The organism is Synechococcus sp. EJ6-Ellesmere, from assembly GCF_024345875.1.
GTDB lineage: Bacteria > Cyanobacteriota > Cyanobacteriia > PCC-6307 > Cyanobiaceae > Regnicoccus_A > Regnicoccus_A antarcticus.
The window spans coordinates 1-25,262 of record NZ_JAGQBY010000029.1; the positions used below are offsets into that span (position 1 = coordinate 1).

General features: G+C 68.2%; 26 protein-coding genes and 1 pseudogene. 17 read left to right on the forward strand and 10 right to left on the reverse strand.

Annotated elements, in window-relative coordinates; translation table 11 throughout:
- Positions 1–718: type I methionyl aminopeptidase (gene map, locus KBY78_RS04820; RefSeq protein ID WP_255142633.1), on the forward strand; the 718-nt coding region annotated here is incomplete at its 5' end.
- A gap of 30 nt (positions 719–748) precedes the next feature.
- Here map and KBY78_RS04825 read toward each other — a convergent pair.
- The gene (locus KBY78_RS04825) at positions 749–1,495 is read right to left on the reverse strand and encodes an SDR family NAD(P)-dependent oxidoreductase (protein WP_255142634.1); all 747 of its coding nucleotides are present in this window, start codon (positions 1,493–1,495) and stop codon (positions 749–751) included.
- Between the two features lie 126 nt (positions 1,496–1,621).
- Between KBY78_RS04825 and ebsA the strand changes: the two genes are divergently transcribed.
- From ebsA to KBY78_RS04840, 3 genes are read left to right on the forward strand one after another with little or no spacing between them, the layout of a single operon-like run.
- Entirely contained in the window at positions 1,622–2,035 is a 414-nt protein-coding gene (ebsA, locus tag KBY78_RS04830) for a type IV pilus biogenesis protein EbsA (protein ID WP_071934280.1), read from the forward strand.
- 35 nt (positions 2,036–2,070) lie between these two features.
- Positions 2,071–3,168: a phosphotransacetylase family protein gene (locus KBY78_RS04835; RefSeq protein WP_255142635.1), complete on the forward strand. Its 1,098-nt coding sequence runs from the start codon at positions 2,071–2,073 to the stop codon at positions 3,166–3,168.
- Positions 3,169–3,223: 55 nt separating this feature from the next.
- Complete coding sequence (locus KBY78_RS04840; RefSeq protein ID WP_006171668.1) at positions 3,224–3,736, forward strand: hypothetical protein; 513 nt, start codon at positions 3,224–3,226, stop codon at positions 3,734–3,736.
- Here KBY78_RS04840 and KBY78_RS04845 read toward each other — a convergent pair.
- Positions 3,714–4,163, reverse strand: coding sequence for an NfeD family protein (locus tag KBY78_RS04845; RefSeq protein ID WP_255142636.1), 450 nt, complete (start codon positions 4,161–4,163; stop codon positions 3,714–3,716). The two genes, KBY78_RS04840 and KBY78_RS04845, sit on opposite strands and share 23 nt — an antisense overlap.
- A gap of 104 nt (positions 4,164–4,267) precedes the next feature.
- On the opposite strand from KBY78_RS04845, the gene KBY78_RS04850 reads away from it, so the two are divergent.
- The gene (locus KBY78_RS04850; protein WP_006171666.1) at positions 4,268–5,176 is read left to right on the forward strand and encodes an SPFH domain-containing protein; all 909 of its coding nucleotides are present in this window, start codon (positions 4,268–4,270) and stop codon (positions 5,174–5,176) included.
- Between the two features lie 12 nt (positions 5,177–5,188).
- Here KBY78_RS04850 and KBY78_RS04855 read toward each other — a convergent pair whose 3' ends face one another.
- Positions 5,189–5,620, reverse strand: coding sequence for an MAPEG family protein (locus KBY78_RS04855; protein WP_255142637.1), 432 nt, complete (start codon positions 5,618–5,620; stop codon positions 5,189–5,191).
- A 62-nt stretch (positions 5,621–5,682) separates the two neighbouring features.
- Here KBY78_RS04855 and KBY78_RS04860 point away from each other — a divergent pair, with 62 nt between their 5' ends.
- From KBY78_RS04860 to KBY78_RS04875, 4 genes are read left to right on the forward strand one after another with little or no spacing between them, the layout of a single operon-like run.
- Entirely contained in the window at positions 5,683–6,174 is a 492-nt protein-coding gene (locus KBY78_RS04860; RefSeq protein ID WP_006171664.1) for a YajQ family cyclic di-GMP-binding protein, read from the forward strand.
- 9 nt (positions 6,175–6,183) lie between these two features.
- Complete coding sequence (locus KBY78_RS04865; RefSeq protein ID WP_255142638.1) at positions 6,184–9,909, forward strand: hydantoinase B/oxoprolinase family protein; 3,726 nt, start codon at positions 6,184–6,186, stop codon at positions 9,907–9,909.
- The gene (ggt, locus tag KBY78_RS04870) at positions 9,896–11,686 is read left to right on the forward strand and encodes a gamma-glutamyltransferase (protein ID WP_255142639.1); all 1,791 of its coding nucleotides are present in this window, start codon (positions 9,896–9,898) and stop codon (positions 11,684–11,686) included. The genes KBY78_RS04865 and ggt overlap by 14 nt, the downstream gene beginning before the upstream one ends.
- Before the next feature lie 28 nt (positions 11,687–11,714).
- Complete coding sequence (locus KBY78_RS04875; protein ID WP_006171661.1) at positions 11,715–11,864, forward strand: hypothetical protein; 150 nt, start codon at positions 11,715–11,717, stop codon at positions 11,862–11,864.
- Here the strand turns inward: KBY78_RS04875 and KBY78_RS04880 are convergent.
- A complete protein-coding gene (locus KBY78_RS04880) occupies positions 11,848–12,363 on the reverse strand; it encodes an HdeD family acid-resistance protein (protein ID WP_255142640.1) in 516 nt (171 codons plus the stop codon). The genes KBY78_RS04875 and KBY78_RS04880 overlap by 17 nt on opposite strands.
- Positions 12,364–12,493: 130 nt before the next feature.
- Here KBY78_RS04880 and KBY78_RS04885 point away from each other — a divergent pair, with 130 nt between their 5' ends.
- Genes KBY78_RS04885 through ilvD form a run of 8 tightly spaced genes read left to right on the forward strand, consistent with a single transcriptional unit; the run spans position 12,494 to position 20,341 of the window.
- Positions 12,494–12,991 carry a DUF2231 domain-containing protein gene (locus KBY78_RS04885; protein ID WP_037979795.1) on the forward strand — a complete coding sequence of 166 codons (498 nt, stop codon included), beginning with the start codon at positions 12,494–12,496 and terminating at the stop codon, positions 12,989–12,991.
- Positions 12,991–13,566 carry a DUF2231 domain-containing protein gene (locus KBY78_RS04890; RefSeq protein WP_006171658.1) on the forward strand — a complete coding sequence of 192 codons (576 nt, stop codon included), beginning with the start codon at positions 12,991–12,993 and terminating at the stop codon, positions 13,564–13,566. The genes KBY78_RS04885 and KBY78_RS04890 overlap by 1 nt, the downstream gene beginning before the upstream one ends.
- Positions 13,563–14,492, forward strand: coding sequence for a cytochrome c oxidase subunit II (locus KBY78_RS04895; protein WP_255142641.1), 930 nt, complete (start codon positions 13,563–13,565; stop codon positions 14,490–14,492). Before KBY78_RS04890 ends, KBY78_RS04895 begins: the two co-directional genes overlap by 4 nt.
- Before the next feature lie 4 nt (positions 14,493–14,496).
- Positions 14,497–16,188 (forward strand): cbb3-type cytochrome c oxidase subunit I, encoded by a 1,692-nt coding sequence (locus tag KBY78_RS04900; protein WP_255142642.1) that lies wholly within the window; start codon positions 14,497–14,499, stop codon positions 16,186–16,188.
- Between the two features lie 3 nt (positions 16,189–16,191).
- A complete protein-coding gene (locus KBY78_RS04905; RefSeq protein ID WP_255142643.1) occupies positions 16,192–16,791 on the forward strand; it encodes a heme-copper oxidase subunit III in 600 nt (199 codons plus the stop codon).
- Positions 16,788–18,290 (forward strand): GMC oxidoreductase, encoded by a 1,503-nt coding sequence (locus tag KBY78_RS04910; protein WP_255142644.1) that lies wholly within the window; start codon positions 16,788–16,790, stop codon positions 18,288–18,290. The genes KBY78_RS04905 and KBY78_RS04910 overlap by 4 nt, the downstream gene beginning before the upstream one ends.
- Before the next feature lie 36 nt (positions 18,291–18,326).
- Entirely contained in the window at positions 18,327–18,620 is a 294-nt protein-coding gene (locus KBY78_RS04915; RefSeq protein ID WP_006171652.1) for a hypothetical protein, read from the forward strand.
- Positions 18,621–18,670: 50 nt separating this feature from the next.
- Entirely contained in the window at positions 18,671–20,341 is a 1,671-nt protein-coding gene (gene ilvD / locus KBY78_RS04920; protein ID WP_255142645.1) for a dihydroxy-acid dehydratase, read from the forward strand.
- Here ilvD and KBY78_RS04925 read toward each other — a convergent pair.
- The 6 genes and pseudogenes from KBY78_RS04925 to KBY78_RS04950 all read right to left on the reverse strand — a co-directional run.
- The gene (locus tag KBY78_RS04925; RefSeq protein ID WP_255142646.1) at positions 20,332–20,733 is read right to left on the reverse strand and encodes a hypothetical protein; all 402 of its coding nucleotides are present in this window, start codon (positions 20,731–20,733) and stop codon (positions 20,332–20,334) included. The two genes, ilvD and KBY78_RS04925, sit on opposite strands and share 10 nt — an antisense overlap.
- Position 20,734: 1 nt before the next feature.
- Positions 20,735–21,289: a CIA30 family protein gene (locus tag KBY78_RS04930; protein ID WP_255142650.1), complete on the reverse strand. Its 555-nt coding sequence runs from the start codon at positions 21,287–21,289 to the stop codon at positions 20,735–20,737.
- 14 nt (positions 21,290–21,303) lie between these two features.
- The gene (gene pgl, locus KBY78_RS04935; protein WP_255142647.1) at positions 21,304–22,035 is read right to left on the reverse strand and encodes a 6-phosphogluconolactonase; all 732 of its coding nucleotides are present in this window, start codon (positions 22,033–22,035) and stop codon (positions 21,304–21,306) included.
- On the reverse strand, positions 22,035–23,450 hold the full coding sequence (gene gndA, locus KBY78_RS04940; RefSeq protein ID WP_255142648.1) for an NADP-dependent phosphogluconate dehydrogenase: 1,416 nt from the start codon (positions 23,448–23,450) through the stop codon (positions 22,035–22,037). The genes pgl and gndA overlap by 1 nt, the downstream gene beginning before the upstream one ends.
- Before the next feature lie 87 nt (positions 23,451–23,537).
- Entirely contained in the window at positions 23,538–24,833 is a 1,296-nt protein-coding gene (locus tag KBY78_RS04945; protein WP_255142649.1) for a glucose-1-phosphate adenylyltransferase, read from the reverse strand.
- 121 nt (positions 24,834–24,954) lie between these two features.
- Positions 24,955–25,262 (reverse strand): annotated as a pseudogene (locus KBY78_RS04950) (glutamyl-tRNA reductase); the annotation flags it as partial.

Here is a 25,262-nt window from a genome sequence, read left to right on the forward strand (position 1 = left end):
CCAGGCCAGCCGCATCGTGGCCACGGTGCTGCGCGAGATCATGGAGATGGCCGCTCCAGGCATGACCACGCCCCACCTCGACCGCCACGCCGAAGAGCGCATCCGCTCCATGGGGGCCACCCCCAGCTTCAAGGGCTACCACGGCTTTCCCGCCAGCATCTGCGCCAGCATCAACAACCAGGTGGTCCACGGCATCCCCAGCGCCAAGCAGGTGATCAAGGCGGGTGATCTGGTCAAGATCGACACCGGCGCTTACTTCGAGGGTTACCACGGCGACAGTTGCGTGAGCATCTGCGTGGGTGAGTGCTCCGAGGACGCCACCCGCCTCAGCCGCGTGGCCCGGGAATCGCTGATGTGCGGCCTCGGCAAGATCAAGGCGGGCAACACCCTGCTCGACATCGCCGGCGCCGTTCAGGACCACGTCGAGGCCCATGGCTACAGCGTGGTGGAGGACTACACCGGCCATGGCGCGGGCCGCAACCAGCACGAGGAGCCGTCGGTGTTCAGCTTCCGCACCAACGACCTGCCCAACCGCAAGCGCCGCGCCGGAATGACCCGGGCTGTCGAGCCGATCCTCAATGCCGGCAGCAAGAAGTGCCGCACCCTGCGCGACCAGTGGACGGTGGTCACCGTGGATGGGTCGCTCTCGGCCCAGTGGGAGCACACGATCGTGGTCACCTCCGACGGCTGCGAGATCCTCACCGACCGCGACTTCTGAGCCCAGCACTTCCGCCGGCACCCACGAGCCTCAGCTGGCGGCCCGGCTGAAGAGTCGCCCATAAAGGTGCCTAAGCCCCATCTGCAGGGGCACCAGGACCACGGTGATCGGATTTGGGGTCACGATGATCAGGCCAAAGCCCCTGCGGGCCTGGGCGATCACCTGGCCGGCCACGAAGCCGGCGCTCATCACGCCATAGGGATTGAGGGCGGAGCGGAACGGGCCCAGCACCAGCCGCCGGATCCGGCAGGGATTTTCCCCCTGGTGGTCGAGGGCCCGCAGGCTCAGCAGCTGGCCCAGCAGCCGCTTGCTGATCTCGTAGAGCGGGCTGAGGGCCGGCAGCAGCTCCGCCTCCGAGGTGTTCACCCACACCTCCCGGCAGGGGGTTCCGGCGGGCCGCTCCGCCAGGCTTAAGAACAGCTCCAGCAGGCGCCAGGCGCTGAGGGCGTTCACCTCCAGGCTGCGCTCGATCGCCGCGGCGCTGCGGTCGCCATAAACATTGACCCCGTGGTTGATCACCAGGATGTCGACATCGCGCAGGCTGGCCTCCAGCGTCTGCTCCTGGCCGCAGCACCAGACCACGCTGCGCAGGGGGATCGCCTTGCCCTCCCCGTCCTGCAGAGCCACCGGCTCAGAGGCGGTGGTGTAAGCGATCAGCTCGGCCCCATGGCCGTGCAAGGCGCGCAGCAGAGCTGTGCCCAGAGCCCCACTGGCACCGGTCACCGCCACGGTTCTCCCCTGCAGGGGCAGCAGTGCCGACGGGAAGGAGGGCGACACCGCGGGGGCTGAAGGGTCTTGACCTGGCACGGCGATGTCCGGGATGGAGCATTCTTTCCATGGGAATCATCCGCTCTCGCTGGCTTCCAGCGTCCTGATTCAGGCCATCCCCTGCAGCCGCCTCCCTTGGGCCGTTTTTCGATCTTCGGCGCCACCCCCAGCCATGACGCCGGGCAGGTGGCCCTCTACGCCCCCTACTGCGACGGCGTGTTGCGGGAAGCCTGGCTGATTCAGGCCCTCGACCTGCTGGCCATCGGTGAGATCGAAGGGGTACGGCAGTTGCGCCCGGACGGGGAGCATCCGTTCCTGCTGCGCTGGCGGTCGGGGCTGGCCCCCCAGGAAACCAGCCACTGTGAGCTCGGCTTCCCGGCAGCACCGGAGCTGCGCTATTCCTTCGATCTGCCCACCCATCAGCTGGTGCGCTGGCTGATGGACCTGCTGGAGGCGCAGGGCCCCCAGGCCTTCGGTGATCCCCAGCGCGATCTGCCCGAGGCCTTCTGGCGCTGGCTGCTGCTGGGAGAGCCTCCCACCGGCGCATAGATTGACGTCCCAGAGCCGAGCCCAGAGGTCATTCCATGAGCAGCACCCTGCTGATCGGATCCTGTGATCCCTTCAGCGGCAAGTCAGCCCTGGTGCTCGGCCTGACCCGGACCCTGGCCCAACAGGGATTCCCCGTCCGCTACGGCAAGCCTCTGGCCACCAGCGTGCGCCAACCACGGCAGGGAGAGCCACCCACCTCGGGCCGCCTCGACGATGACGTGCGCTTCGTCGGCAGCATCCTCGGCCTGCCGGAGGAGAACCTGTTGCCCTCCCTGCACCTGCTGGAGGCGTCCACGGCCCAGGAGCGGCTGCTGAGCGGCGACCTGGAGCCCGGTGAGGGCTTCGCCCGCCTGCGGGAGCAGCTCGCTGCCTACCCCGATGGCCTCACCCTGCTGGAGGGCACCGGCACCCTCAGCGAGGGCCTTCTCTACGGCCTCAGCCTGCCCCAGCTGGCCAAAGGGCTGGAGGCTCCCGTGGTGCTCGTCCACCTCTGGGAGGACAGCCGCAGTGTCGATCCCCTGCTGGCGGCCCGCAACGTGCTTCAGGAGCGCCTGGCCGGGGTGGTGCTCAACGCCGTCGATCCCGATGCGGTAGAGCGGCTGCGCGCCGAGGTGGTGCCGGCCCTGGAGCAGCTGGGGCTGCCGGTGTTCGGCGTCATGCCCCGCAGCCCGCTGCTGCGCAGTGTCACCGTCGAGGAGCTGGTGGACCGCCTGGAGGCGCGGGTGCTCTGCTGCATCGAGCGTCTCGATCTGCTGGTGGAGACCCTCTCGATCGGAGCGATGAACGTCAACTCAGCCATGGAGTTCTTCCGCCGCCGCCGCAACATGGCCGTGGTCACCGGTGCCGACCGCACCGACATCCAGCTGGCGGCCCTGGAGGCCTCCACCCAGTGCCTGATCCTCACGGGGGCCGGGGAACCCCTGCCCCAGCTGATCAGCCGCGCCGAGGAGCTGGAGGTGCCGATCCTGAAGGTGGAGCAGGACACCCTGACCACGGTGGAGGTGATCGAGCGCGCCTTCGGCCATGTGCGCCTGCACGAGACGGTCAAGGCCAGTTACGCCATTCGCCTGGTGGAGGAGCACTGCCGTTTCGAGCGCCTGTTCGAGCGCCTGGGACTGGTGGTGAAGGTCTGAAGCCAGCGCCCCGCAAGGGCGCTGCTAGTTTCCCCCCATCGGATGCATACACGAGGTGACCCGGTCCCTTGATCTGCCGGCCCTCGACCGGATCGACACGCTGGCCCAGGAGCTGGCCCTGCTTCAGGATCGCGGCAAGCGCCGCATCGCCATCCTCGGCAGCCGCCACGTTCCGGCCGTCTCGATCCACCTGGTGGAACTGGTGGCCCGGTCCCTGGCCCAGGAGGGTCACAACCTGATCACCTCCGGCTCCCAGGGGGTGAACGCGGCGGTGATCCGCGGCGTGCTCAGCGTTGATCCGGCCCGGCTCACGGTGCTGCTGCCCCAGAGCCTGGAGCGGCAGTCGAGTGAATCCCGCGAGCAGATGGAGCGGGTGCTGCATCTGGTGGAGAAGCCCGAGCACGACGAGCTGCCCCTGCCCATGGCCAGCAGCCTCTGCAACCAGGAGATCATCGGCCGCTGTGACCAACTGATCTGCTACGCCTTCCACGACAGCGAGACCCTGCTCTCCAGCTGCCGCACCGCCGAGGACATGAACAAGGTGGTCAGCCTGATGTTCTTCGACTGAGGGCGGCGAGCACCTGCAGGCGGGTTCCCTCCCGCCGCAGCACGGTCACCTCCTCCCCCGCCCTGGGCCCCGGCCCACCATCCGTCTCGAGCAGTTCGGCCGCCCAGCTCTGGCCCTGCCAGCGCACCCGCCCCCGGCCCCGCTCGTCGAAGGGCTGGATCACCTCGGCCCGCTCGCCGCCGGGTTCACTGAGGGCATCGGGTGTGGGCCGTCCCCGCAGCGACCAGCGCCTCAGGCCGCCGTAGCCCCCCAGGAAGAGCAGGCTGAACAGGGCCAGCTGGAGGGCCGCGGCCAGGGGCAGCAGGGCCGCGACGGCCGAGAGCAGCAGCGCCGCCACCCCACCGATCAGAAAGCCATCGACGCTGGGGAAGAGCAGCTCCAGCAGCAGCAACACCCCGCCACCGGCCAGCCAGATCAGGGGATGCATCAAGGCAGTGCGGGGCCTTCCAGTCTGCGGCGGGGGCCTTCCTAGGGTGAGCCTGGCTCTGGCTGGGCCGCTGTCCTCTTGCGTGCCTTGCGGCGCCACCTGCCATGGAAGGTCTGTTCTCCATCCCCGCCCTGGTGCTGCTGGCCGTGCTCGGCGCCAGCGGGGTGAAGGTCACCAGCGGTGGCCGCTCCCTGCTGGTGGAGCGGCTGGGCCGCTACGACCGCGAGCTGCAGCCGGGCCTCTCCTTCGTGCTCCCGGGCCTGGAGCGGGTGGTCAGCAACCAGTCGATGAAGGAGCGGGTGCTCGACATCCCGCCCCAGCAGTGCATCACCCGCGACAACGTCTCGATCACCGTGGATGCGGTGGTGTACTGGCAGCTGCTGGAGCACGCCAAGGCCCATTACTCCGTGGATGATCTGCAGGCGGCGATGGTGAATCTGGTGCTCACCCAGATCCGCGCCGAGATGGGCAAGCTTGACCTCGATCAGACCTTCACCACCCGCCAGGACGTCAATGAGATGCTCCTGCGGGAGCTTGACCAGGCCACCGATCCCTGGGGCGTGAAGGTGACCCGCGTCGAGTTGCGCGACATCATGCCCTCCCAAGGCGTCCAGCAGGCGATGGAGCAGCAGATGACGGCCGAGCGTGAAAAGCGGGCGGCCGTGCTGCGCTCGGAAGGCCTGCGGGAGTCGGAGGTGAATGCGGCCAAAGGCCGCGCCGAGGCCCTGGTGCTTGATGCCAAGGCCCAGCAGGAGGCGCTGTTGCTCGATGCAGAAGCCCAGGCCAAGCAGCAGGAGATGCTGGCCGTGGCTCGGGGCCGGGCGGCAGCTGAGCTGGCCCGCCTGATCGATGCCAGCCCGTCGGGTTCGGAGGCCCTGCGCCTGCTGCTGGCCCAGGACTGGATGGCGATGGGTGAGGAGCTGGGCAAGGCCCCCGGCGGCAGCGTGCTGATGGTGGATCCCCAGAGCCCAGCGGCCCTGCTGGCGGCCCTGCGGGGTCTGCAGAAAGGCTGAGGGCTCCCGTTCTCAGTGCGCCAGCACGGCCTTGAGGCACTCCATGTAGAGCACGGCCGTACAGACCAGGGCCACCGCCCAGCAGAGCGAGCGCAGCAGCGGCAGGTTGGCCACGTAGGCGCCGATGTAGGTCAGCCGCAGCAGCGGTTGCAGCAGTGCTGCTGCTGCAACAAGCGGCCCGCCAGCTCCCGCCTGCAGGCAGAGCAGACAGGCGGGAGCGTGCAGGGTGAAGGCTTCGAAACTGTTCTGGTGCGCCCAGCTGGCCCGCTGGCCCCAGGCCGGCAGCCGCTCGAACATCGCCCGTGGCGCCGCCAGATCCTCGGGCGTGAAGTCGGCATTGGCTCGTCCGGCCCCCAGGGGCACCAGGCTGACGATCACCACCGCCCCCGAGAGCAGCAGGGACCAGGCCAGTGCGGGCGCGGCGGCAAGCAGGAGGGGGGGCATCGGGGGAGCAGATCAGAGCCCCTTTTCTAGGATTGGTCCTGATCCGAGCGCAGCCGCTGCCCATGGCCGACACCTACTCCTTCGACGTGGTCTCCGATTTCGACCGGCAGGAACTTGTCAATGCCGTGGACCAGGTGCGGCGCGAGGTGGGCCAGCGCTACGACCTCAAGGACTCCAAGACCGAGATCGAGCTGGAGGAGGGCAGCCTCACCATCACCACCGCCAGCGACATGACCCTCGACGCGGTGACCGACGTGCTGCGCCAGAAGGCCACCAAACGCCAGCTCTCGCTGAAGATCTTCGATTTCCAGACCCCCGAGCCCGTGGGCGGCAACCGCCTCCAGCAGGTGGTGAAGCTGCGCAAGGGTCTCAGCCAGGAGCTGGCCAAGTCGCTCAGCAAGACCGTGCGCGATCAGATCAAGAAGGTGACCGTGGCGATCCAGGGCGAGAGCCTGCGCGTCACCGGTAAGAACAAGGACGACCTGCAGCAGGTGATCCAGCTCCTGCGCGCTGAAGATCCCGAGGTGCCGCTGCAGTTCGAGAACTACCGCTGAGGCCGCTGCGTGAGCGCAGTTGAGAGCCCTCAGCAGCCGGGCCCCCAGACCGGCTGGAGCTTCTGGATTGATCGGGGCGGCACCTTCACCGATCTTGTGGGCCGGGCCCCTGACGGGGAGCTGGTGGTGCGCAAGGTGCTCTCGCAGCAACCCGAGCGGGCGGGGGATCCGGCGGTGGCGGCCATGCGCGAGCTGCTGGGGCTGGTTCCCGGCCAGCCGCTTCCTTCCGGCGCGGTCAGCGAGGTGCGGATCGGCACCACGGTGGCCACCAATGCCCTGCTCGAAGACCGGGGTGCCGCCACCCTGTTGCTGATCAGCAGCGGTTTTGCCGATGCCGCCTGGATCGGCGACCAGCACCGGCCCGATCTGTTTGCTCTGCACGTTGAGCGTCCGGCCCCGCGATACCGGCGGGTGCTTGAGGTGGCGGGGCGTCTGGCGGCCGACGGCACGGAGCTGATGCCGCTGGTTCTCGATGCAGCCCTGGAGCGGGCCTTGGTGGAGGCCCGCAGCGACGGCATCAGCAGCTGCGCCGTGGCCCTGTTGCACAGCGCCCGCCATCCACGCCATGAACGTCGGCTGGCTGAGTGGCTGATGCCGTTCGGCTTCGAGCCAGTGGTGCTCTCCCACCAGGTGGGCCGGAGGACCCGGCTGGTGCCGCGGGCCCAGACGGCTGTGGTGGAGGCCATGGTGGCGCCGGCGCTGGCGGAGTATCTGGATCAGCTGCGGGCCGAGCTCGGACCCCACTGCCGTCTGCGGGTGATGCAGTCGAGCGGCGGCCTGGTGGCACCGGAGCTGCTCAAGGCCAAGGACACGATTCTCTCCGGCCCCGCCGGCGGCATGGTGGCAGCGGTGCGGCTGGCGGGAGGGAGCACGCCCATCGTCGGTTTCGACATGGGCGGCACCTCCACCGATGTGTTCCATGTGGAGGCCGGTGGGCCGTCCCCGGGCTGGGGGCGCCGCCAGGACACGGAGATTGCCGGCCTCACCCTGCAGGCGGAGATGCTGCCGATCCACACCGTGGCGGCGGGCGGTGGTTCGCTGCTGCATTTCGATGGCCAGCGCCTGCAGGTGGGGCCCGCCTCAGCCGGGGCCGATCCCGGGCCGGCCTGCTACCGCCGCGGCGGACCGCTGACGATCACCGACGCCAACCTGCTGCTGGGCCGCCTGCAGCCGCAGGCGTTTCCTGCGGTTTTTGGGCCAGGCCGGGATCAGGGCCCCGATCCAGGGGTGGTGCGGCGGGGCTTCCAGCAGCTGGCGGAGCAGGTCGGCCTGGCCAGTGGGACCTCCATCACGCCCGAACAACTGGCGGAAGGTGCTCTGGTGATTGCCATCGAGCGGATGGCGGAGGCGATCCGGCGCATCTCGATCCAGCAGGGCCACGATCTGCGCGGCGCCACGCTGGTCTGCTTCGGCGGGGCCGGCGGCCAGCACGCCTGTGCCCTGGCCGAGCGGCTGGGCATGGCCCGGGTGCTGCTCCATCCCCTGGCGGGGGTGTTCTCGGCCTATGGCATCGGTCTGGCCGACCAGCGCTTGCTGCTGCAGGAGGTGGTGCGCCGTCCCCTGGATCAGGGCCTGGTGGAGCATCTCCAGCTGCAGGCCGATGCCCTGCTGGAGCGGGGTCAGCAGGCCCTGGGCGCCCATGCCCGCGCCGAGGTGAGTGTGGGTGTGCGGCTCGCGGCCACTGAGCTGACGCTCCCCCTGGCTCTGCAGGAGGCCAGCGCCATGGAGCTGCAGTTCGCGCGCGACCATCAGCGTCGCTTTGGCCACCGCCCCGATCACGCCGAGCTGCTGGTGGAGTGGCTGCTGGTGGAGGTGGTGGCCGCTGGAGAGGCTGTCTCGGCTGAAGCTCTCTCGGCTGAAGCTGTCGCGGCTGAGGTCGGCTCACCGCCTCCCCTTGATCGAGCCCCCCCGGCCGCCGAGGAACGGCTGATCCAGCTCTACTGGGACGGCGCCTGGCGATCCGTTCCGCTGCGCCGCCGTGAGGCCCTCACAGCCGCTGAGCGGCTTGACGGCCCGGCGCTGCTGGTGGAGGCCACCGGCACCATCTGGCTGGCCCCGCTCTGGCGGGCCGAATGCCGAGCCGACGGCTGCCTGCTGCTCAGCCATGGGCCAGCAGCGGCCCAACCAGCGGAGCAAGGACTCGCGGTGGATCCGGTGAGCCTGGAGTTGTTCAACCACCGCTTCAGCGCCATCGCCGAGCAGATGGGCGTGCGCCTGCAGCAGAGCGCCCGCTCGGTGAACATCCGCGAGCGCCTCGATTTCTCCTGTGCCCTCTTCGATCGCCAGGGGGAGCTGGTGGCCAACGCCCCCCACATCCCGGTGCATCTGGGGTCGATGGGGGCCAGCGTGGCCGGCCTGCTGGCGGCGGTGCGGCGGGGGGCGCGCCCAGCCCTGAAGCCCGGCGACGCGATCGTCTCCAACGACCCCGCCAATGGCGGCACCCACCTCCCCGACCTCACCGTGATCACCCCGGTGTTCATGCCCCGTCAAGGAGCGAACCCGGCGGACGGCCCCGAGCCACGCCCACAGCCTGATGGATTTGTGGCCTCACGCGGCCACCATGCCGATGTGGGCGGCATCACCCCCGGCTCGATGCCCCCCTTCAGCCGCTGCCTGGCCGAGGAGGGCCTCCTGCTCGACAACGTGCCCCTGCTGCGTGATGGCGTGCTGCTGGCCGCCGACTGGAAGCGGCGGCTCGCGGCCGGTCCCCATCCCGTGCGCAACCCCGAGCAGCTGCTGGCCGATCTGCAGGCCCAGGTGGCGGCCAACCAGCTGGGCGCCGAGCTGCTGGTGGATCTGGCGCGGCGCGAGGGTCTCCAGCGGGTGAGCGCCTTCATGGCCCATGTGCAGGACAACGGCGCTGAAGCGGTGCGGCGGGTGATCGATCGGCTCGAGCCCGGCGCCTTCAGCCTCCCCCTCGATGGCGGCCTGCGCAACCAGGTGGCGGTGAGCATCGACAGGGCCTCCCGCCGGGCTGTGATCGATTTCACGGGCACCTCCCCCCAGGACCCGGGCAACCGCAATGCCCCCCTGGCGATCACCCGGGCGGTGGTGCTCTACGTGTTCCGCTGCCTGGTGGGGGAGGCGGTGCCCCTCAATGCCGGCTGTTTCAGGCCCCTGGAGCTGGTGGTGCCACCGGGTTGCCTGCTGCATCCGAGCCCCATGGCCGCGGTGGTGGCCGGCAACGTGGAAACCTCGCAGGCGGTCGCCAATGCCCTCTTCGCCGCTCTGGGGGTGATGGCCGCCGCCCAGGGCACCATGAACAACCTCAGCTTCGGCAACGAGCGCTATCAGTATTACGAAACGATCTGCGGCGGCTGCGGCGCCGGACGCGGCCTCGACGGCCAGGGTTTTGCAGGGGCTTCGGCGGTGCAGAGCCACATGACCAACTCCCGCCTCACCGATCCTGAAATCCTCGAGCAGCGCTTTCCGGTGCGGCTGGAGGCCTTTGGGCTGCGGCGCGGCAGCGGCGGCGCGGGCCGCTGGCTAGGCGGTGACGGTGTGGTGCGGCGGATCCGCTTTCTCGAGCCGATGACCGCCGCGATCCTCTCGAGCTCCCGCCAGGTGGCCCCCTTCGGTCTCGCCGGCGGCGGGGCCGGCGCGCTGGGCCGCAACCGGCTGATCCGCTCCGATGGCAGCGAACTGGAGCTGGGTGGATCGGTGCAGCTGGAGCTGGCAGCTGGCGATGCCCTCGCGATCGAGACCCCCGGAGGTGGTGGCTATGGCGGCAGCTGAATTCCGCCGCCAGCGCTGGGCCCTGCTGCCTCTGACGGCCCTTGCCTTGCTGCCGCTGCCAGCGGCGGCCGATGTGCTCCAGGAGGCCAGTCAGCGCTTCCAGCCGCTCTGGTCCGCGGGGGGCATGGTGGCCAGCCAGGAGGCGGAGGCCTCCCGGGTGGGGCGTGACGTGCTGCGGGCAGGAGGCAATGCCGTCGATGCGGCGGTGGCCACCTCCTTCGCCCTGGCGGTCACCCATCCCCAGGCGGGGAACCTGGGTGGCGGCGGTTTCCTCGTGCTCTGGCGGCCGGAGCGGCTCAGCCGAGGGCGGCCGCCGCAGCCCCAGGAGGTGCCGGTGGGCAAGGGCCGGGCGGTGACGATCAACTTCCGCGAGAGCGCTCCCCAGGCGGCCGGCCCCGATCTGCTGCTCGATGCCTCCGGTGCGGTGGATCGCCGCAAGGCCACCCGCAGCCTGCTCAGCAGCGGGGTGCCCGGCACGGTGGCGGGTCTGCTGCTGGCTCACCGCCACTACGGACGACTCCCCCTGGGGCGACTGATTGCACCGTCGATTCGTCTGGCGGAGGAGGGGGTGGTGGTGAGCAAGGCCCTGGCCGATTCCCTGGAGACTGCGGCTCCCTTGTTGCGGACCGATCCCGAATCAGCTCGGCTGTTCTTCCGCCCAGGGGGCCAGCCTTACCGGCCGGGCGAGCGTCTGCGTCAGCCCCAGCTCGGCGCCACCCTGCGGCGCATCGCCGCCCAGGGGGAGAGGGGCTTCTATCAGGGGCCGGTGGCGCAGGAGCTGGTGGCCTTGATGCGCCGCCGGGGAGGCCTGATCAATGCTGAGGATCTGAGCGGCTACCGGGCCCGCGTTCAGCCCCCCCTGGTGGGCGATTGGCGCGGCCATCCCGTGATCGCCATGCCCCCGCCCAGCTCCGGTGGGGTCACCCTGATCCAGCTGCTCAACATCCTGGAGGGTTTCGATCTGGCGTCCCTGGGGCCCAACAGCGCCGCAGTCCTGCATCCGATGGCGGAGGCGATGAACCTGGCCTACCGCGACCGCAACCGCTGGCTGGGCGACCCCCGCTTCGTGGCGATGCCTCTGGAGCGGTTACTGAGTCAGGGCTATGCCGATGAGCTGCGACGCACGATCCGGCCCGAGCGCCACCGGCCTGCGCGCGACCTCGACCCGCCGGCTGAGGGCCGCTCTGCCGAAAGCCCCAACACCACCCATCTCTCGGTGATCGATCGTGACGGCACGATGGTGTCCACCACCACCACCCTCAACTTCCCCTACGGCAACGGCGTGAGCGTGCCGGGCGCCGGCTTCCTGCTCAACAATGAGATGGACGATTTCACGGCCCTCCCGGGGGCCGCCAATGCCTTCGGTCTGGTGCAGGGGGAGGCCAATGCGATCGCGCCGCGCAAGCAACCGCTGAGCTCGATGGCGCCCACCCTGGTGCTCACCCCCGGGGGTGACCCGCTGCTGGCCACCGGCAGCCCCGGCGGCAGCCGCATCATCACCACGGTGCTGCAGGTGCTGCTCAACCGGCTTGAGCACGGTCTGAACCTGGCCTCCGCGGTGGCCGCCAGCCGGATCCACAGCCAGCACTGGCCCGACGAGCTGGCGGTGGAGGAGGGCTTCAGCCCCGACACTCTCAGATTGCTGGAGGCGATGGGACACCGTTGGCGGCTGGCACCGGCCATGGGGGCGGCCCATTCGCTGGAGGCCCTGCCCGGCGGGGGGACCCTGGGGGCGGTCGATCAGCGGCGGGCGGAAGGGGCCCTGGCGGGCGAGTGAAACTGGGGCATCCCCGAGCCAACCGGCCGTGCCCCTGCTGTCTGCCCCTGCCCCCAGTCCCGCCCTGCTGGCTGAATTCACCGTCCAGGAGTGGATGTGGAGCGGCGGTCTGATCGAGATCAGCCTGGTGCTCGCGGCCCTGCTGGGGGCCGTCTGGCTGGTCAGTCGCCGGAGTTGAGCGGGGCCATCAGCAGGTTCACAGCCGAGAACACCAGGGCGATCCCCAGCAGGGTGCCGACGGCCCAGAGGCTGTCGCTCGGCCACTCGGCGATCAGCAGCACTCCCAGGCCGGCGGTCACGAGCCCATCCAGCAGGACCAGACCTTTGGCAGGAAGGTCGGCGGCGGCAGCGGTGGCCAGCTCCATCAGCCCTTCGACCGCCAGCAGGAGGCCCACGAACAGGGTCAGGCTCACTTCGCTGATCACCGGATCCACCAGGATCCACACACCCCCCGCCAGGTAGAGGAGGCCGCTGAGGCCGCGGAAGAGTCGGCTGCGCAGGTCGCCCGCTCCGCTCAGGCGGATCAGCTGGGAGACACCGCTGGCGATCGCCACCCCTCCGATGGCGATCGTGAGCAGGGTGGCCGAGATGAACGGCAGGGCCAGGGCCAGGACCGCCGCCGCCAGCACCAACCCTGCCGCCAGCCAGCGCAGGGGACGGGAGGCTGGAATCGACATGGGGCTGACTCGACTGAGATCAGGCTAAGGAGTCGAGCCGACCCGCTCAGAACCGCATTTCCTGACGGTGGCCACCCCCGCCCAGTGGGGCCTCCGAAGCTGGAGTGAGTGGCAGGACGGGCACTCGCCCATGCTCGAGCTTCTTCCTCCCCTCAACGACCGCAACCTCCCCTGGATCGACACGATCCATCCGATCGTCGTCCATTTCGTGATCGCGATGGCTCTGATCGCCTTCGTGTTCGATCTGATCGGCCGTCTGGCGGGCAAGCCCTCCCTCTATGAGGTGAGCTTCTGGAACCTGCTCTTCGCCACGGTGGCGATCTTCATCGCGATCATCTTCGGCCAGGTGGAAGCGGGGCTGGCCAATCCCTATGGTGCCTCCCGCGACATCCTCAACCTGCACAGCACCCTCGGCTGGGTGCTGGCCGGGGTGCTCTCGGTGCTCACCGCCTGGCGTTACGTGATCCGCAGCCGTGACCCCCTGCAGCTGCCTCTCGCTTTTCTCGGGGCGGGCAGCCTGCTCAGTGCCCTTGTGGTGGTGCAGGTGGTGCTCGGGAATCAGCTGATCTGGGTCTACGGCCTGCACACCGTCAAGGTGGTGGAGGCGATGCGCGCAGGTCTGGTGTGATGGAGCTTGGAGCCAATGATCTGCCCTACCGGCTGCCGATTCACCCCAACCTGGTGCATCTCACGATCGGCCTGTTCGTGATTGCCATCGCCTTCGATATCGCCGGGGCCCTCTTCCCCTTCGAGAAGCGCCTGTTCCGTTTCCTGGCCCTGCCGGTGACCCGCTCCGGTCTTCACGATGTGGGCTGGTACAACCTGCTGGCTTGCTGCCTGATCAGTTTCTTCACCGTGGCGGCGGGTTTCGTGGAGATGCAGCTGGCCGATCCGCTCCCCGGAGTCATCAGCAGCTTCGCCATGGGCAGCACCGCCACCATGCTCTGGCATGGAGCTGTGGGTGTGGGCCTGCTGTTCGCGATCGTGCTGATGACCCTCTGGCGCGGCTTCCAGCGTTACCGCTGGCGCTGGGAGATGGGCCGCCAGGTGCAGTGGAGTTACCTGCTGGTGGGCCTGCTGGTCTTCGCGCTGATGGCCTGGCACGGCACCCTCGGTGCCCAGCTGGGGGTGGAGTTCGGCGTGCACGTCACCGCCAGTCAGCTCCTGGCTGAAGGCGCCAGTCTGCGGGAGGCCCTGCCATGACCACCACTCCGCAACGCTTCCCCCTGGCCCGGTTGATCGGCCTGGTTGTCTGGCTGGGGCTGCTCACCCTGCTGAGTGTCTGGATGGGCGCTCAGGTGCCCCGTTGGCTGCCGGTGCCCGCCTCCTCGGCGGCTCCGCTGGTGGATGGCCTCTTCGGTTTCGAAACGGCCGTCGCCACCTTCGTGTTCGTGGGGGTGGTGTCGGTGATGGTCTGGGTCGTGCTCTTCAACCGCGCCGAGAAGTACGACATCAGCGATGCGGAGCCGATCGAGGGCAACACCACCCTGGAGATCATCTGGACCGTGATCCCCCTGGTGCTGGTGATGGGCATCGCCGCCTACACGATCCAGGTGAACCGCGAAATCGGTCTGATCGGCCCCATGGACCACTCCCATGCCCCAGCCAGCGCCAGCTCCGCCGCCGGCGCCTCCGTGCCAGGCGGCGAGGTGCAGGTGATCGCCCGCCAGTGGTCGTGGGAGTTCCGCTACCCGGTGGCGGGGGTCTCCTCCACGGAGCTGCACATGCCCATCGATCGCCGCCTCGGCCTGCAGCTGGAGAGCGAAGACGTGATCCACGGGTTCTATGTGCCGGCCTTTCGCCTCAAGCAGCAGGTGATCCCCGGCCGCTCGATCACCCTCTTCATCACCCCCACCCGCGCCGGCCGCTACCGCCTGCGCGACTCGGAATACAGCGGCACCTGGTTCGCCGCCAACCAGGCCGATGTGGTGGTGGAGAGCGAGGAGGCCTACCAGGACTGGCTGCGGCGCGCCTCCCGCCTGCCACTGCAGCCCGGCCTCAGCGATGCTTCGCGCGAATACGCCCAGCAGCTCAGCGGCGATCGCCCCAGCGGTTACGCCACCATCGCCCCGGCCCCGCCGCCGCTGGTGAATGTGCCCGGCTCCAACACCCTTCCCCACGACGGCTGATCCCATGACCTCCACCGCCGGCGTTGACTCGCGCATCCTGAGGGCCCCCCACCCGGTGCCCGGTGCCCCGGACAACTGGAAGCGCTTCTTCAGCTTCAACACCGATGCCAAGGTGATCGGCATCCAGTACATCGCCACCGCCCTGTTCTTCCTGCTGGTGGGCGGCCTCCTGGCGATGATCATGCGTGGTGAGCTGATCACACCGGAGGCGGATCTGGTGGATCGGACCGTGTACAACGGCCTCTACACGATGCACGGGACGATCATGCTCTTCCTGTTCATCTTCCCGGTGCTCAATGGGCTCAACAACCTGCTGATCCCCTGCATGATCGGCGCCCCCGACATGGCCTTTCCCAAGCTCAATGCCGCCGCCTTCTGGATGGTGCCGGTGTTCGGGGTGATCCTGATGGCCAGCTTTCTGGTGCCGGGTGGTCCGGCCTCCTCCGGCTGGTGGTCGTACCCGCCGGTGAGCCTGCAGAACCCCCTGGGGCACCTCATCAACGGCGAAGCCCTCTGGATCCTGGCGGTGGCCCTCTCGGGAATCTCCTCGATCATGGGCGCGGTCAACTTCGTGACCACGATCCTGCGCATGCGCGCTCCGGGCATGACCCTCGGCCGGATGCCGATCTTCTGCTGGACGGCTCTCTCGGCCCAGACGATTCAGTTGATCGGCTTGCCCGCCCTCACCGGTGGTGCCGTGATGCTGCTGTTCGATCTGGCGGTGGGCACATCCTTCTACAGGCCTGAGGGGGGCGGAGATCCTGTGCTCTATCAGCACTTCTTCTGGTTCTATTCCCACCCAGCGGTGTACGTGATCATCCTGCCGGTGTTCGGGGTGTTCTCCGAACTGTTCCCGGTGTATGCGCGCAAGCCCCTGTTCGGCTATCCCTTCGTGGCCGGGGCCTCCCTGGTGATCGTGGGCCTGAGCCTGATCGTCTGGGTGCATCACATGTTCCCCAGCGGCGTTCCCCAGTGGATGCGCGATGTCTTCATGGTGACCACCATGCTGATTGCGGTGCCCACCGGCATCAAGGTGTTCGCCTGGCTGGGGACCTTGTGGGGCGGAAAGTTACGTCTGAACACAGCGATGTTGTTCGCCCTCGGCGGCCTGTTCAATTTTGTTTTCGCAGGCGTCACCGGCATCATGCTGGCTACGGTGCCGGTGGATATCCACGTCAATAACACCTATTTTGTGGTGGGCCATTTCCACTACGTGATCTATGGTGCGGCCACCATGGGTGTCTACGCCGCGATCTATCACTGGTTCCCGAAGTTCACCGGACATATGTATTATGAGGGCTTGGGCAAGCTGCACTTCCTGCTCACTTTTGTGGGCACCAACCTCAACTTCTTCCCGATGCATCCCCTCGGCCTGATGGGCATGCCCCGCCGGGTGTCCTCTTATGACCCGGAATTCGCTTTCTGGAATGTGATCGCCAGTCTCGGTGCCTTCCTGCTCGGGGTCTCGATCATTCCCTTTCTGCTCAACCTGGTCAGCTCCTGGGTTCTGGGGCCGAAGTCTCCGGCCAATCCCTGGAATGCCATCGGCCTGGAATGGCTGCTGCCCTCCCCGCCGCCGGCTGAGAACTTCGAGGAGCACGTGCCCACCGTGATCAGCGCTCCCTACGGCTACGGCACCGGCCGGCCGCTGGTGGAGCACCAGGCCGAGATCGAGCGCACCCTTCTGCAGGCCTGAGCCATGACCATCAGCCCTCCCCTTGATGCCGCCCCGACCCCCCAGGGTCATAACGCGGCTCACTCCAACCACAGCCTCACTGGCTTCATCATCTTTCTCTGCTCCGAGAGCGTCATCTTTCTGGCGTTCTTCAGTGGCTATGCGGGGCTGAAACTCTCGGCCCCGCAATGGCTGCCGCCAGGGGTGGAGGGGCTGGAGTGGCGCAGCCCCCTGCTCTACACGCTGGTGCTGGTCTCCAGCAGCGGCACGGTGGCCCTGGCCGAGCGCTGCCTCTCCAAGGGTCAGCTCTGGGGCTTCCGCGGCTTCTGGCTGCTGAGCATGGCGATGGGGGCGGTGTTTCTCTATGGCCAGGCGATCGAATGGCGCTCACTGGCCTTCGGCATCACCAGCGGCAGTTTCGGCAGTTGCTTCTACCTGCTCACAGGCTTTCATGGCCTGCACGTGCTCAGCGGCATCCTGCTGATGGCCCTGATGCTGCAGCGCTCCTTCCGCCCGGCTAACTACGCCGCCGGTGAGCAGGGGGTGATTGCCACCTCCCTGTTCTGGCACTTCGTCGATGTGATCTGGGTAATGCTCTTTCTTCTGCTCTACGCCTGGTCATGATCCTCGACGACCAGCACCACGATGTGATCGTGATCGGCTCCGGTGCCGCCGGAGGCACCATGGCCGGAGCCCTCGCGGCCAAGGGCCGCACGGTGCTGCTGCTGGAGCGCGGCGGGGCCATGGACCTGGCCGATCAGAACGTGGCCAGCGTCGATCTGTTCCGAAAAGACCGCTATCACCCCGGCGACGACTGGTTCGGCCCCGACGGCGATCCCTTTTCCCCCCAGACCATCTACGCCCTCGGCGGAAACACCAAGATCTGGGGCGGGGTGCTCGAGCGCATGTGGCCGCGCGAGTTCGAAGGCCTGCCCTTGCAGGAGGGGGTGGCCCCCGCCTGGCCCCTCAGCTACGACGAGCTTGCCCCCTGGTACGAACGGGCCGAGGCCCTCTACCGCGTCCATGGCCGTGCGGGCGTCGACCCGCTGGAGCCCCCCCGCAGCGGCCCCTATCCCCATGTCCCACTGCCGCTGGATCCACTTTTCGAGCCTCTGCGCCAGGGTCTGCAGCGCCAGGGCAGCCACCCCTACGACCTGCCGCTGAGCTGGTCGGAGCAGCTCGAGGATCCCAGCGGCGACGCGGAACTGTTCGGGGTGCAGCCGGCCCTCGCCCATCGCACCACCCGCCTGATCAGCAATGCCCGCGTCACCCGGCTGCATGTGGATCCCAGCGGCCGCGAGGTGAAGGGGGTGCAAGCCGAGATCGATGGTCAGAGCTGGATGTTCCGCGGCGATCAGGTGGTGCTGGCCGCCGGTGCGGTGAACACCCCAGCGCTGCTGCTGCGCTCCCGCAGCACACTCCACCCCCACGGCCTGGCCAATGGCTCCAGCCAGGTGGGCCGCCACCTGATGAAACCCCAGCTCACGGCGATCCTGCAGCTGGCCCGCGAGCCCCACAGCGGCCGCTTCCCCCGCAGACTCGGCGTCAACGATTACGTCTGGGGTGATCAGAACGTCAGTTTTCCGCTCGGGCACATCGAAACCGGTGGCGGGGTTCTGCAGGACGCCCAGTTCGCCGAGTCGCCGCCTGTGCTCTCGCTCGTGACGCGGCTGCTGCCCAACGCCGCCCTGGAGCAGCTGGCGGTCCGCTCGATCTGCTGGTGGGCGATGAGTCCGGTGCTGCCCGATCCCGAGAACCGCATCGAGCTGCGCGGGGAGCGGCTGAGCATCCAGTACATGGCCAACAACCTCGAAGCCCACGACCGCCTCGTTTACCGCTGGCTCTCCGTGCTCAAAGCGGTCGACGCCGATCCGCTCACTCCCCAGGTGCGCCCGGCCCCCTTCTACCCCCGCGGCGAGGCACCACTGGCGGTGATCGGCCACGCCTGTGGCACCTGTCGCATGGGCAACGATCCAGCCCACTCGGTGGTCGATCGCGACGGCCGCGTCCATGGCCTGGCCAACTTGACCATCGCCGATGCCAGTGTCTTCCCCAGCTGCCCGATGGTGTCGCCCGGCCTCACCGTGATCGCCAACGCCCTCCGGATGGCGGAGCGGCTCTAGGCTTCCCCTATCAGGGGTTTGGAGGATCGAACACCCATGGCCGAACGCGGATCCCCCGCCAGTCCCATCCTGGCCAGTGCCATCGCCGGGGCGGTGATCGGTGCCGCCGGTCTGGCCTGGTGGCTGCTGGCAGAGGCCGAGAGCCGCCGCCTGGCCCAGCGGCAGCGGCGCAGCCTCACCCTCTCGCGCCTGCAGGCGGGTTCCCGCGACGGCGATGACGGCGAGCGCCGGCCCCTGCTGGAGCGGGAGCTGCAGCACAAGGTGAACGAGCTGAACCGGGCGATCGAAGACGTGCGCCGTCAGCTGGAGACCCTCAGCCCCGAAGCCTGAGCCCCGGCAGCACGCCTCGGTAAGTTGCTTGCGGTGCCACAGAAGGGTTCATGCTCCGATCCGCCGCCATCACCGCAGGCGTTCAGCGTTCTCCCAACCGCGCCATGTTGCGGGCCGTGGGCTTCGGAGACGGTGACTTCAACAAGCCGATCATCGGCATCGCCAATGGCTACAGCACGATCACGCCCTGCAACATCGGCCTGAACGATCTGGCCCGCTGCGCCGAGGAGTCCGCCCGTCTGGCGGGGGCCATGCCACAGATGTTCGGCACGATCACCGTCAGCGACGGGATCTCGATGGGCACCGAGGGGATGAAGTATTCCCTGGTGAGCCGGGAGGTGATCGCTGATTCGATCGAAACCGCCTGCAACGCCCAAAGCATGGATGGCCTGCTGGCCATCGGCGGCTGCGATAAGAACATGCCCGGCGCGATGCTGGCGATGGCGCGCATGAACATCCCGGCGATCTTCGTGTACGGCGGCACGATCAAACCCGGCCGGCTCGGCCCCTGCGACCTCACCGTGGTCAGTGCCTTCGAGGCTGTTGGTCAGTTCTCGGGCGGTCGCATCGATGAGGAGGAACTGCTGGCGATCGAGAAGAACGCCTGCCCCGGCGCCGGCAGCTGCGGCGGCATGTTCACCGCCAACACGATGAGTTCGGCGTTCGAAGCGATGGGCCTGAGCCTGCCGGGCAGCTCCACCATGGCGGCCGAGGATCCCGAGAAGGCCGAGAGCGCTGCCCGCTCAGCCGAGGTGCTGGTGCGGGCCATCGAGGCGAACATCCGCCCCCGTGATCTGATCACCCGCGAGGCGATCGAGAACGCCATCAGCGTGATCATGGCGGTGGGGGGGTCCACCAATTCGGTGCTGCACCTGCTGGCGATCGCCCGCACCGCCGAGGTGCCGCTCACGATCGATGATTTCGAGACGATCCGTCAGCGGGTGCCGGTGATCTGCGATCTCAAGCCCAGCGGCCGTTTCGTGACGGTGGATCTGCACCGGGCCGGCGGCATCCCCCAGGTGATGAAGCTGCTGCTGGATGCCGGCCTGTTGCACGGCGATTGCCGCACGATCGAAGGCCTCACGCTCAAGCAGGTGCTGGCGGAGGTGCCCAGCGAGCCCCCCGCCGATCAGGACGTGATCCGGCCCCTCTCCAATCCGCTCTATGCCAAGGGTCACCTGGCGATCCTCAAGGGCAATCTGGCCGAAGAGGGGGCCGTCGCCAAGATCAGCGGTGTCAAGACCCCGGTGATCACGGGGCCGGCCCGGGTGTTCGAGAGTGAGGAGAGCGCCCTGGAGGCGATCCTCGCCGGTGAGGTCCATGCCGGTGATGTGGTGTTGGTGCGCTACGAGGGCCCGGTGGGCGGGCCCGGCATGCGCGAGATGCTCTCGCCCACGGCCGCGATCGTGGGCCAGGGCCTGGGGGAATCGGTGGCGCTGATCACCGATGGTCGCTTCAGCGGGGGCTCCTACGGCCTGGTGGTGGGCCATGTGGCCCCCGAGGCCGCCGTGGGCGGCACCATCGCCCTGGTGCAGGAGGGCGACAGCATCACCGTTGATGCCCATCAGCTGCTCATCCAGCTCAATGTCGATCCCACCGAGCTGGAGCGCCGCCGCGCCGCCTGGGTCAGGCCCGAACCGCGCTACCGCACGGGAGTGCTGGGCAAGTCCACCCGGCTGGTGAGCAGCAGCAGCCTGGGGGTGGTTACCGATCAGGGTTGAGCAGGGCTGAGCAGGGCCCGCAGCCGCCGGGCCAGGGCCTCCAGCGCCGCACCCGCGGCAGGCCGCTCGCAGCGCTGGCCACTGTCGCCATCCATCCAGACCGGGTGGTGGCCCTGCCAGAGCATGGGCTGATCCGTTTGCTCTGGCCAACTCAGCATCAGGTGCAGATCCTCTCCACTGCGGTAGATCTCCAGCTCGATGTCGTTGAGCTCCGCCCGCTCACCATCCGCCCGGCGGCACTGCAGCCTCAGGGTGCACTCCTCTTCGCCCGGCTCGGAGCTGATCACCACGGCGTGGCGGTGGGGTTTCAAGCAGAGATCAGCCGCCGCCGCCACCCGCCTGAGCAGGTCGTTGGGGCCGGGCCCATCAACGGCTTCGCTCAGGCTCTCCACCTCAGGGAACGGCCCGGATCGCTTCGATACCGAGGCGCAGGGCACCGGCGCGGAAGCCGGGATTGGGCCGGCCATCGTCACCGAACTTCGAGTGCAGGATCTGCAGCCGGGTGATCCGGCTGGCATCGAAGCGCAGCAGGGGCAGCGCCATGGGCTGGGCCCGCACCGAGGCCTTCAGTTGCTCGAAGGGGATCTCCACGGTGGTGAGGCCCTCCGAACTGGTGGCGAATTCGCTCACCCAGCGCAACCCTCCCGGAATCAGTTCGGTGAGGCCGGCCACCCCATCGGCGCAGGCCACCGCCAGCTTGTAGCGCCGTCCGTCGCCGCGCAGATCGAGCTGAAGGGCCCGGTAGGCACTCAGATCGAGGGGTGGTGAGAACAGGGGGGAGCGGCAGCTCACGAAGCCGCCACCGGCTTCGATGACCTCCGCCTCCAGCACCAGCCCCGATGGTCCGCTGCGGCAGACGCCGCTGCTGCGCCCTCCCATGATCGTGTCGTTGAGGGCCAGCCAGCCACTGAATCCATCACCGCTCACCACCAGCAGGGGTGCCACCATCAGGGCCAGCTCGATCACTCCCCCAAGCCTGCCGCAGCGGCGGCATCGGCGAGGATCAGCACCGGCTGACGGGGGCTCACCAGCCGGGCCGGGGTGCGCTCGGGTGATTCATCGGGATCGAGCAGACGCCTCAGGGCCTGCTGCTTGCCCGCCCCGCTCACCTGGAACAGCACCTGGCGCGCCGCGCTCAGCACCGGAGCGGTGAGGGTGACCCGGGGAAGCCCCTTGCCTTCGCTCACCGTGGCTTCTCGATCGGTCACCGCGGTGGCCGGGGTGCCGGGAAAGAGCGAGGCTGTGTGGCCGTCCTCCCCCAGTCCCAGCAGCACCAGATCGAAGACCGGTGGATCGCCGGGACAGGTCCTGGCCACCAGGGCGGCATAGGCGGCGGCGCTGGCCTCGGGGCTTTCCAGATCGGTGGGCACCGGCTGGAAATGGGCCTCGGAGCCCGGGGCCTCCGCCAGCAGGGTCTGGTGCAGCATCAGGGCGTTACTGGAGGGGTCGTCGGCCGCCACCCAGCGTTCATCGCCCAGCAGCACATCCACCCGTTGCCAGGGCAGCCGCTCCCGCGCCAGCAGCCGGTAGGCGGCGGCGGGGGTGCCGCCACCGGCCAGGGCGATCTGGGCCCGGTCCCGTTGGGCCAGGGCCAGATCGATGCAGGCGGCAATGGTCTCGGCGGTGCGTCGGGCCAGCTCGTCAGCATCGGCGGCCACTTCGAGCTGGTAGCTGGCCGGCGGCTGGCTGTGCATCACAGCCACTCCGTGTGGAAGCTGCCCTCACGGTCCACCCGTTGGTAGGTATGGGCGCCGAAGCAGTCGCGCATGGCCTGGAGCAGGTTCTGAGGCAGCCGCGCCGTGCGGTAGCTGTCGATGTAATCGAGGGTGCTGCTCAGACAGGGCACGGGGATGCCGGCCAGGGCTGCTCCGGCCACCACCTGGCGCAGGCCGCTCAGACGGGCGTTCACCTGCTCGGCGAACCAGGGGTCCACCATCAGGTTGGGCAGGCTCGGGTTGCTGTCATAGGCGTTCTGGATGCGCTGCAGCAGTTTGGCGCGAATGATGCAGCCCCCCTTCCAGATCTGGGCGATGGACGAGAGGTTGAGGTTGTACTCGTGCAGGGCGGAGGCTTCCACCATCAGGGCCATGCCCTGGGCGTAGCTGGCGATGCAGGCCAGGGTGATGGCATCGCGCAGGGCCGGCATGCCTTCGGAGGGTTCGCCCAGCGACACCGACGCTGCCTCAGGGGCGGCGATCACGGCCGCTGCCGCCTGGCGCTCGGCGTGCAGTGAGCTCATCACCCGGCCATTGAGGGCCGCATAGATCGTGGGCACAGGCACCCCCATCTCCAGGGCGCTGACCACGGTCCAGAGGCCGGTGCCCTTCTGGCCGGCCACATCGAGGATCTTCTCCACCAGATCGCCGCCATCCTCGGGATCACGGGTGCGCAGGCACACCTCGGTGATTTCCACCAGGTAGGAGGAGAGCTCCTCCAATTGATTCCAGCCGTCGAACACCTGGGCCATCGCCAGGCCATCCATGCCGGCGCAGCGCTTCATCAGGTCGTAGGCCTCGACAAGGATCTGCTCGATCCCGTACTCGATGCCGTTGTGGACGGTCTTGACGAAGTGGCCGGCCCCGCCTGGGCCGATGTAAGTGACGCAGGGGCCGTCGTCGACCTGGGCGGCCATTTTGCGCACCAGCCCCTCGATGGCGTCGTAGGCGGCCTTGGTGCCGCCGGGCATCATGCTCGGCCCCTCCAGGGCCCCCTTGGCTCCGCCGGAGACCCCCATGCCGATGTAGCCGAAGCTCTGGCTTTCCAGCTCCTTCACCCGCCGCTCGGTGTCGGTGTAGAGGGAATTGCCGCCGTCGATCAGCAGATCACCGTCCTCCAGCAGAGGGGAGATCTGGGCGATCATCGCGTCGATCGGTGAGCCCGCCTTAATCATCATCAGGATGCGGCGGGGGCGCTCCAGGGCCCCGACGAACTCTTCGAGGGTGTGGGCGCCGATGATGTTCAGCCCGGCGGCCCGGCCGTTCAGAAAGTCTTCGGTCTTGGCGTAGGTGCGGTTGAAGACGACGCTGGAGTACCCGTTGCGTTCAGCGTTGAGGACCAGGTTTTCGCCCATCACTCCGAGGCCGATCAGGCCGAAGTGTGCTTTGCTCATGAGAAGTTGGCGTGCAGGCCGTTCGGATTCAGTGTGGCCTTGAGCCTGCCCGAACGCCGTTGGCTCGCGCCCTGTGTCAGCAAGCGCTCAGATCACGGTGCCGTCGGCGATGGTGGCGTTCTTCTCCACCACCACGATGCCGTTGCGGATGTAGAAGCCCAGTTCAGGCCGGTCGGCCTCCTCGATCCCGTCCTTGTTGACGATCGTGACGTTGCGCCCGATGCGGACGTTCTTGTCGAGGATCGCCCGGCGCACGGTTGTGCCGCGGCCCACCCCCACCGGGATGCCGCCCCGTTCGCGCAGCACGGCCCGCTCCTCGCTGGATTCGAAGAAGTCGGCTCCCATCACCAGGGTGTCCTGCAACACCACTTCACTTTCGATGCGCGAGCGAACGCCGAGCACACAGTGGTGAATGCTGCAATCCTGCAGCAGGGAACCTTCGCCGATGATCGACTGGGTGACCTGGGCATCCAGAAGCTTGCTGGGCGGGAGGTAGCGGGGTCGGGTGTAGATCGGAAACTTCTCGTCGTAGAAGGAGAAGGCCGGCCTCGGCTGGTCGGTCAGGGCCAGGTTGGCTTCGTAGAAGGCCCCGATCGTGCCGATGTCCTCCCAGTAGTCGTCGAAGAGGTAGGCCCTGAGATTGTCACCCTGACCAAGCGCGGTGGGAATGATCTCCTTGCCGAAATCGGTGGAGCCGGGGTTCTGCGCCAGCAGGTCGAAAAGTGTGTCGCGGCTGAAGACATAAATGCCCATCGAGGCCAGGTAAGGCCGGCGGGCGGCCCCGGCTTCCGCCCATCCCCGGCGGGCCGTGTCCACTTTCATGGCCTCAAGGGCTGCGCCCTTGGGCTTCTCGGAGAACTCACGAATGCGGCCATCGAGGTCGGTGCGCATCAGCCCGAAGCCTTCGGCCTGTTCGGCGTCCACCGGCAGGGCTCCCACCGTGAGGTCGGCGCCGGACTGGATGTGGTGATCCACGAAACGGCTGTAATCCATCCGGTACAGCTGATCGCCGGAGAGGATCAGGTACTGATCCACGTCCCATTCCTGGAACAGCCACTGGTATTTGCGCACGGCATCGGCGGTGCCCTCGAACCAGGTGGGGCTGTCGGGGGTCTGCTGGGCGGCCAGCACTTCCACGAACCCCTGCCCGAAGCCGGCGGAGAGGTTGTAACTCTGGGTGAGGTGCCGGTTCAGCGAGGCACTGTTGAACTGCGTGAGCACGTAGATCTTGTTGATCCCCGAGTTGATGCAGTTGCTGATCGGTATATCGATCAGACGATACTTGCCGGCGAGTGGTACAGCCGGCTTGGCCCGCATCTTGGTGAGGGGATAGAGCCGGGTGCCGGCGCCTCCGCCGAGAATGATCGCCAGAACCCGCTTCATCACTGCCCTCCGAGACTGCTGCCATCAGCGTGGGTGCACCGTACCGGATCAGGTGCCTCCAGAAGCCCGTACGCCAGGGCTGAACACAAAAACGTGGCAAGCCGCTGTAGCCCAGGCCACATCAGCTCTCCTCGTCCTCTCCGTCGAGAGCAAAGAGCTGGTGGAGCACCTGCATCGCCTGATGGCGCTGCTGGCGGGGCTGGGGTGCCCGCAGGTTGGTGACCGGGCTATGCAGGATCTTGTTGATGATGCCCTTGCTCAGGGCTTCCACCACCTTGCGCTCCCGCGCTGAGAGGTCGGGACCCATGCGGCTGAGAGCCTTCTGCAGTTCCTGCTCGCGGATCTGTTCCAGCTGCTGGCGCAGGCGGTTGAGGGTGGGGACCGCCTCCAGCCAATCCCACCCTGCCAGGAACTGACGAGCCTCCCCCT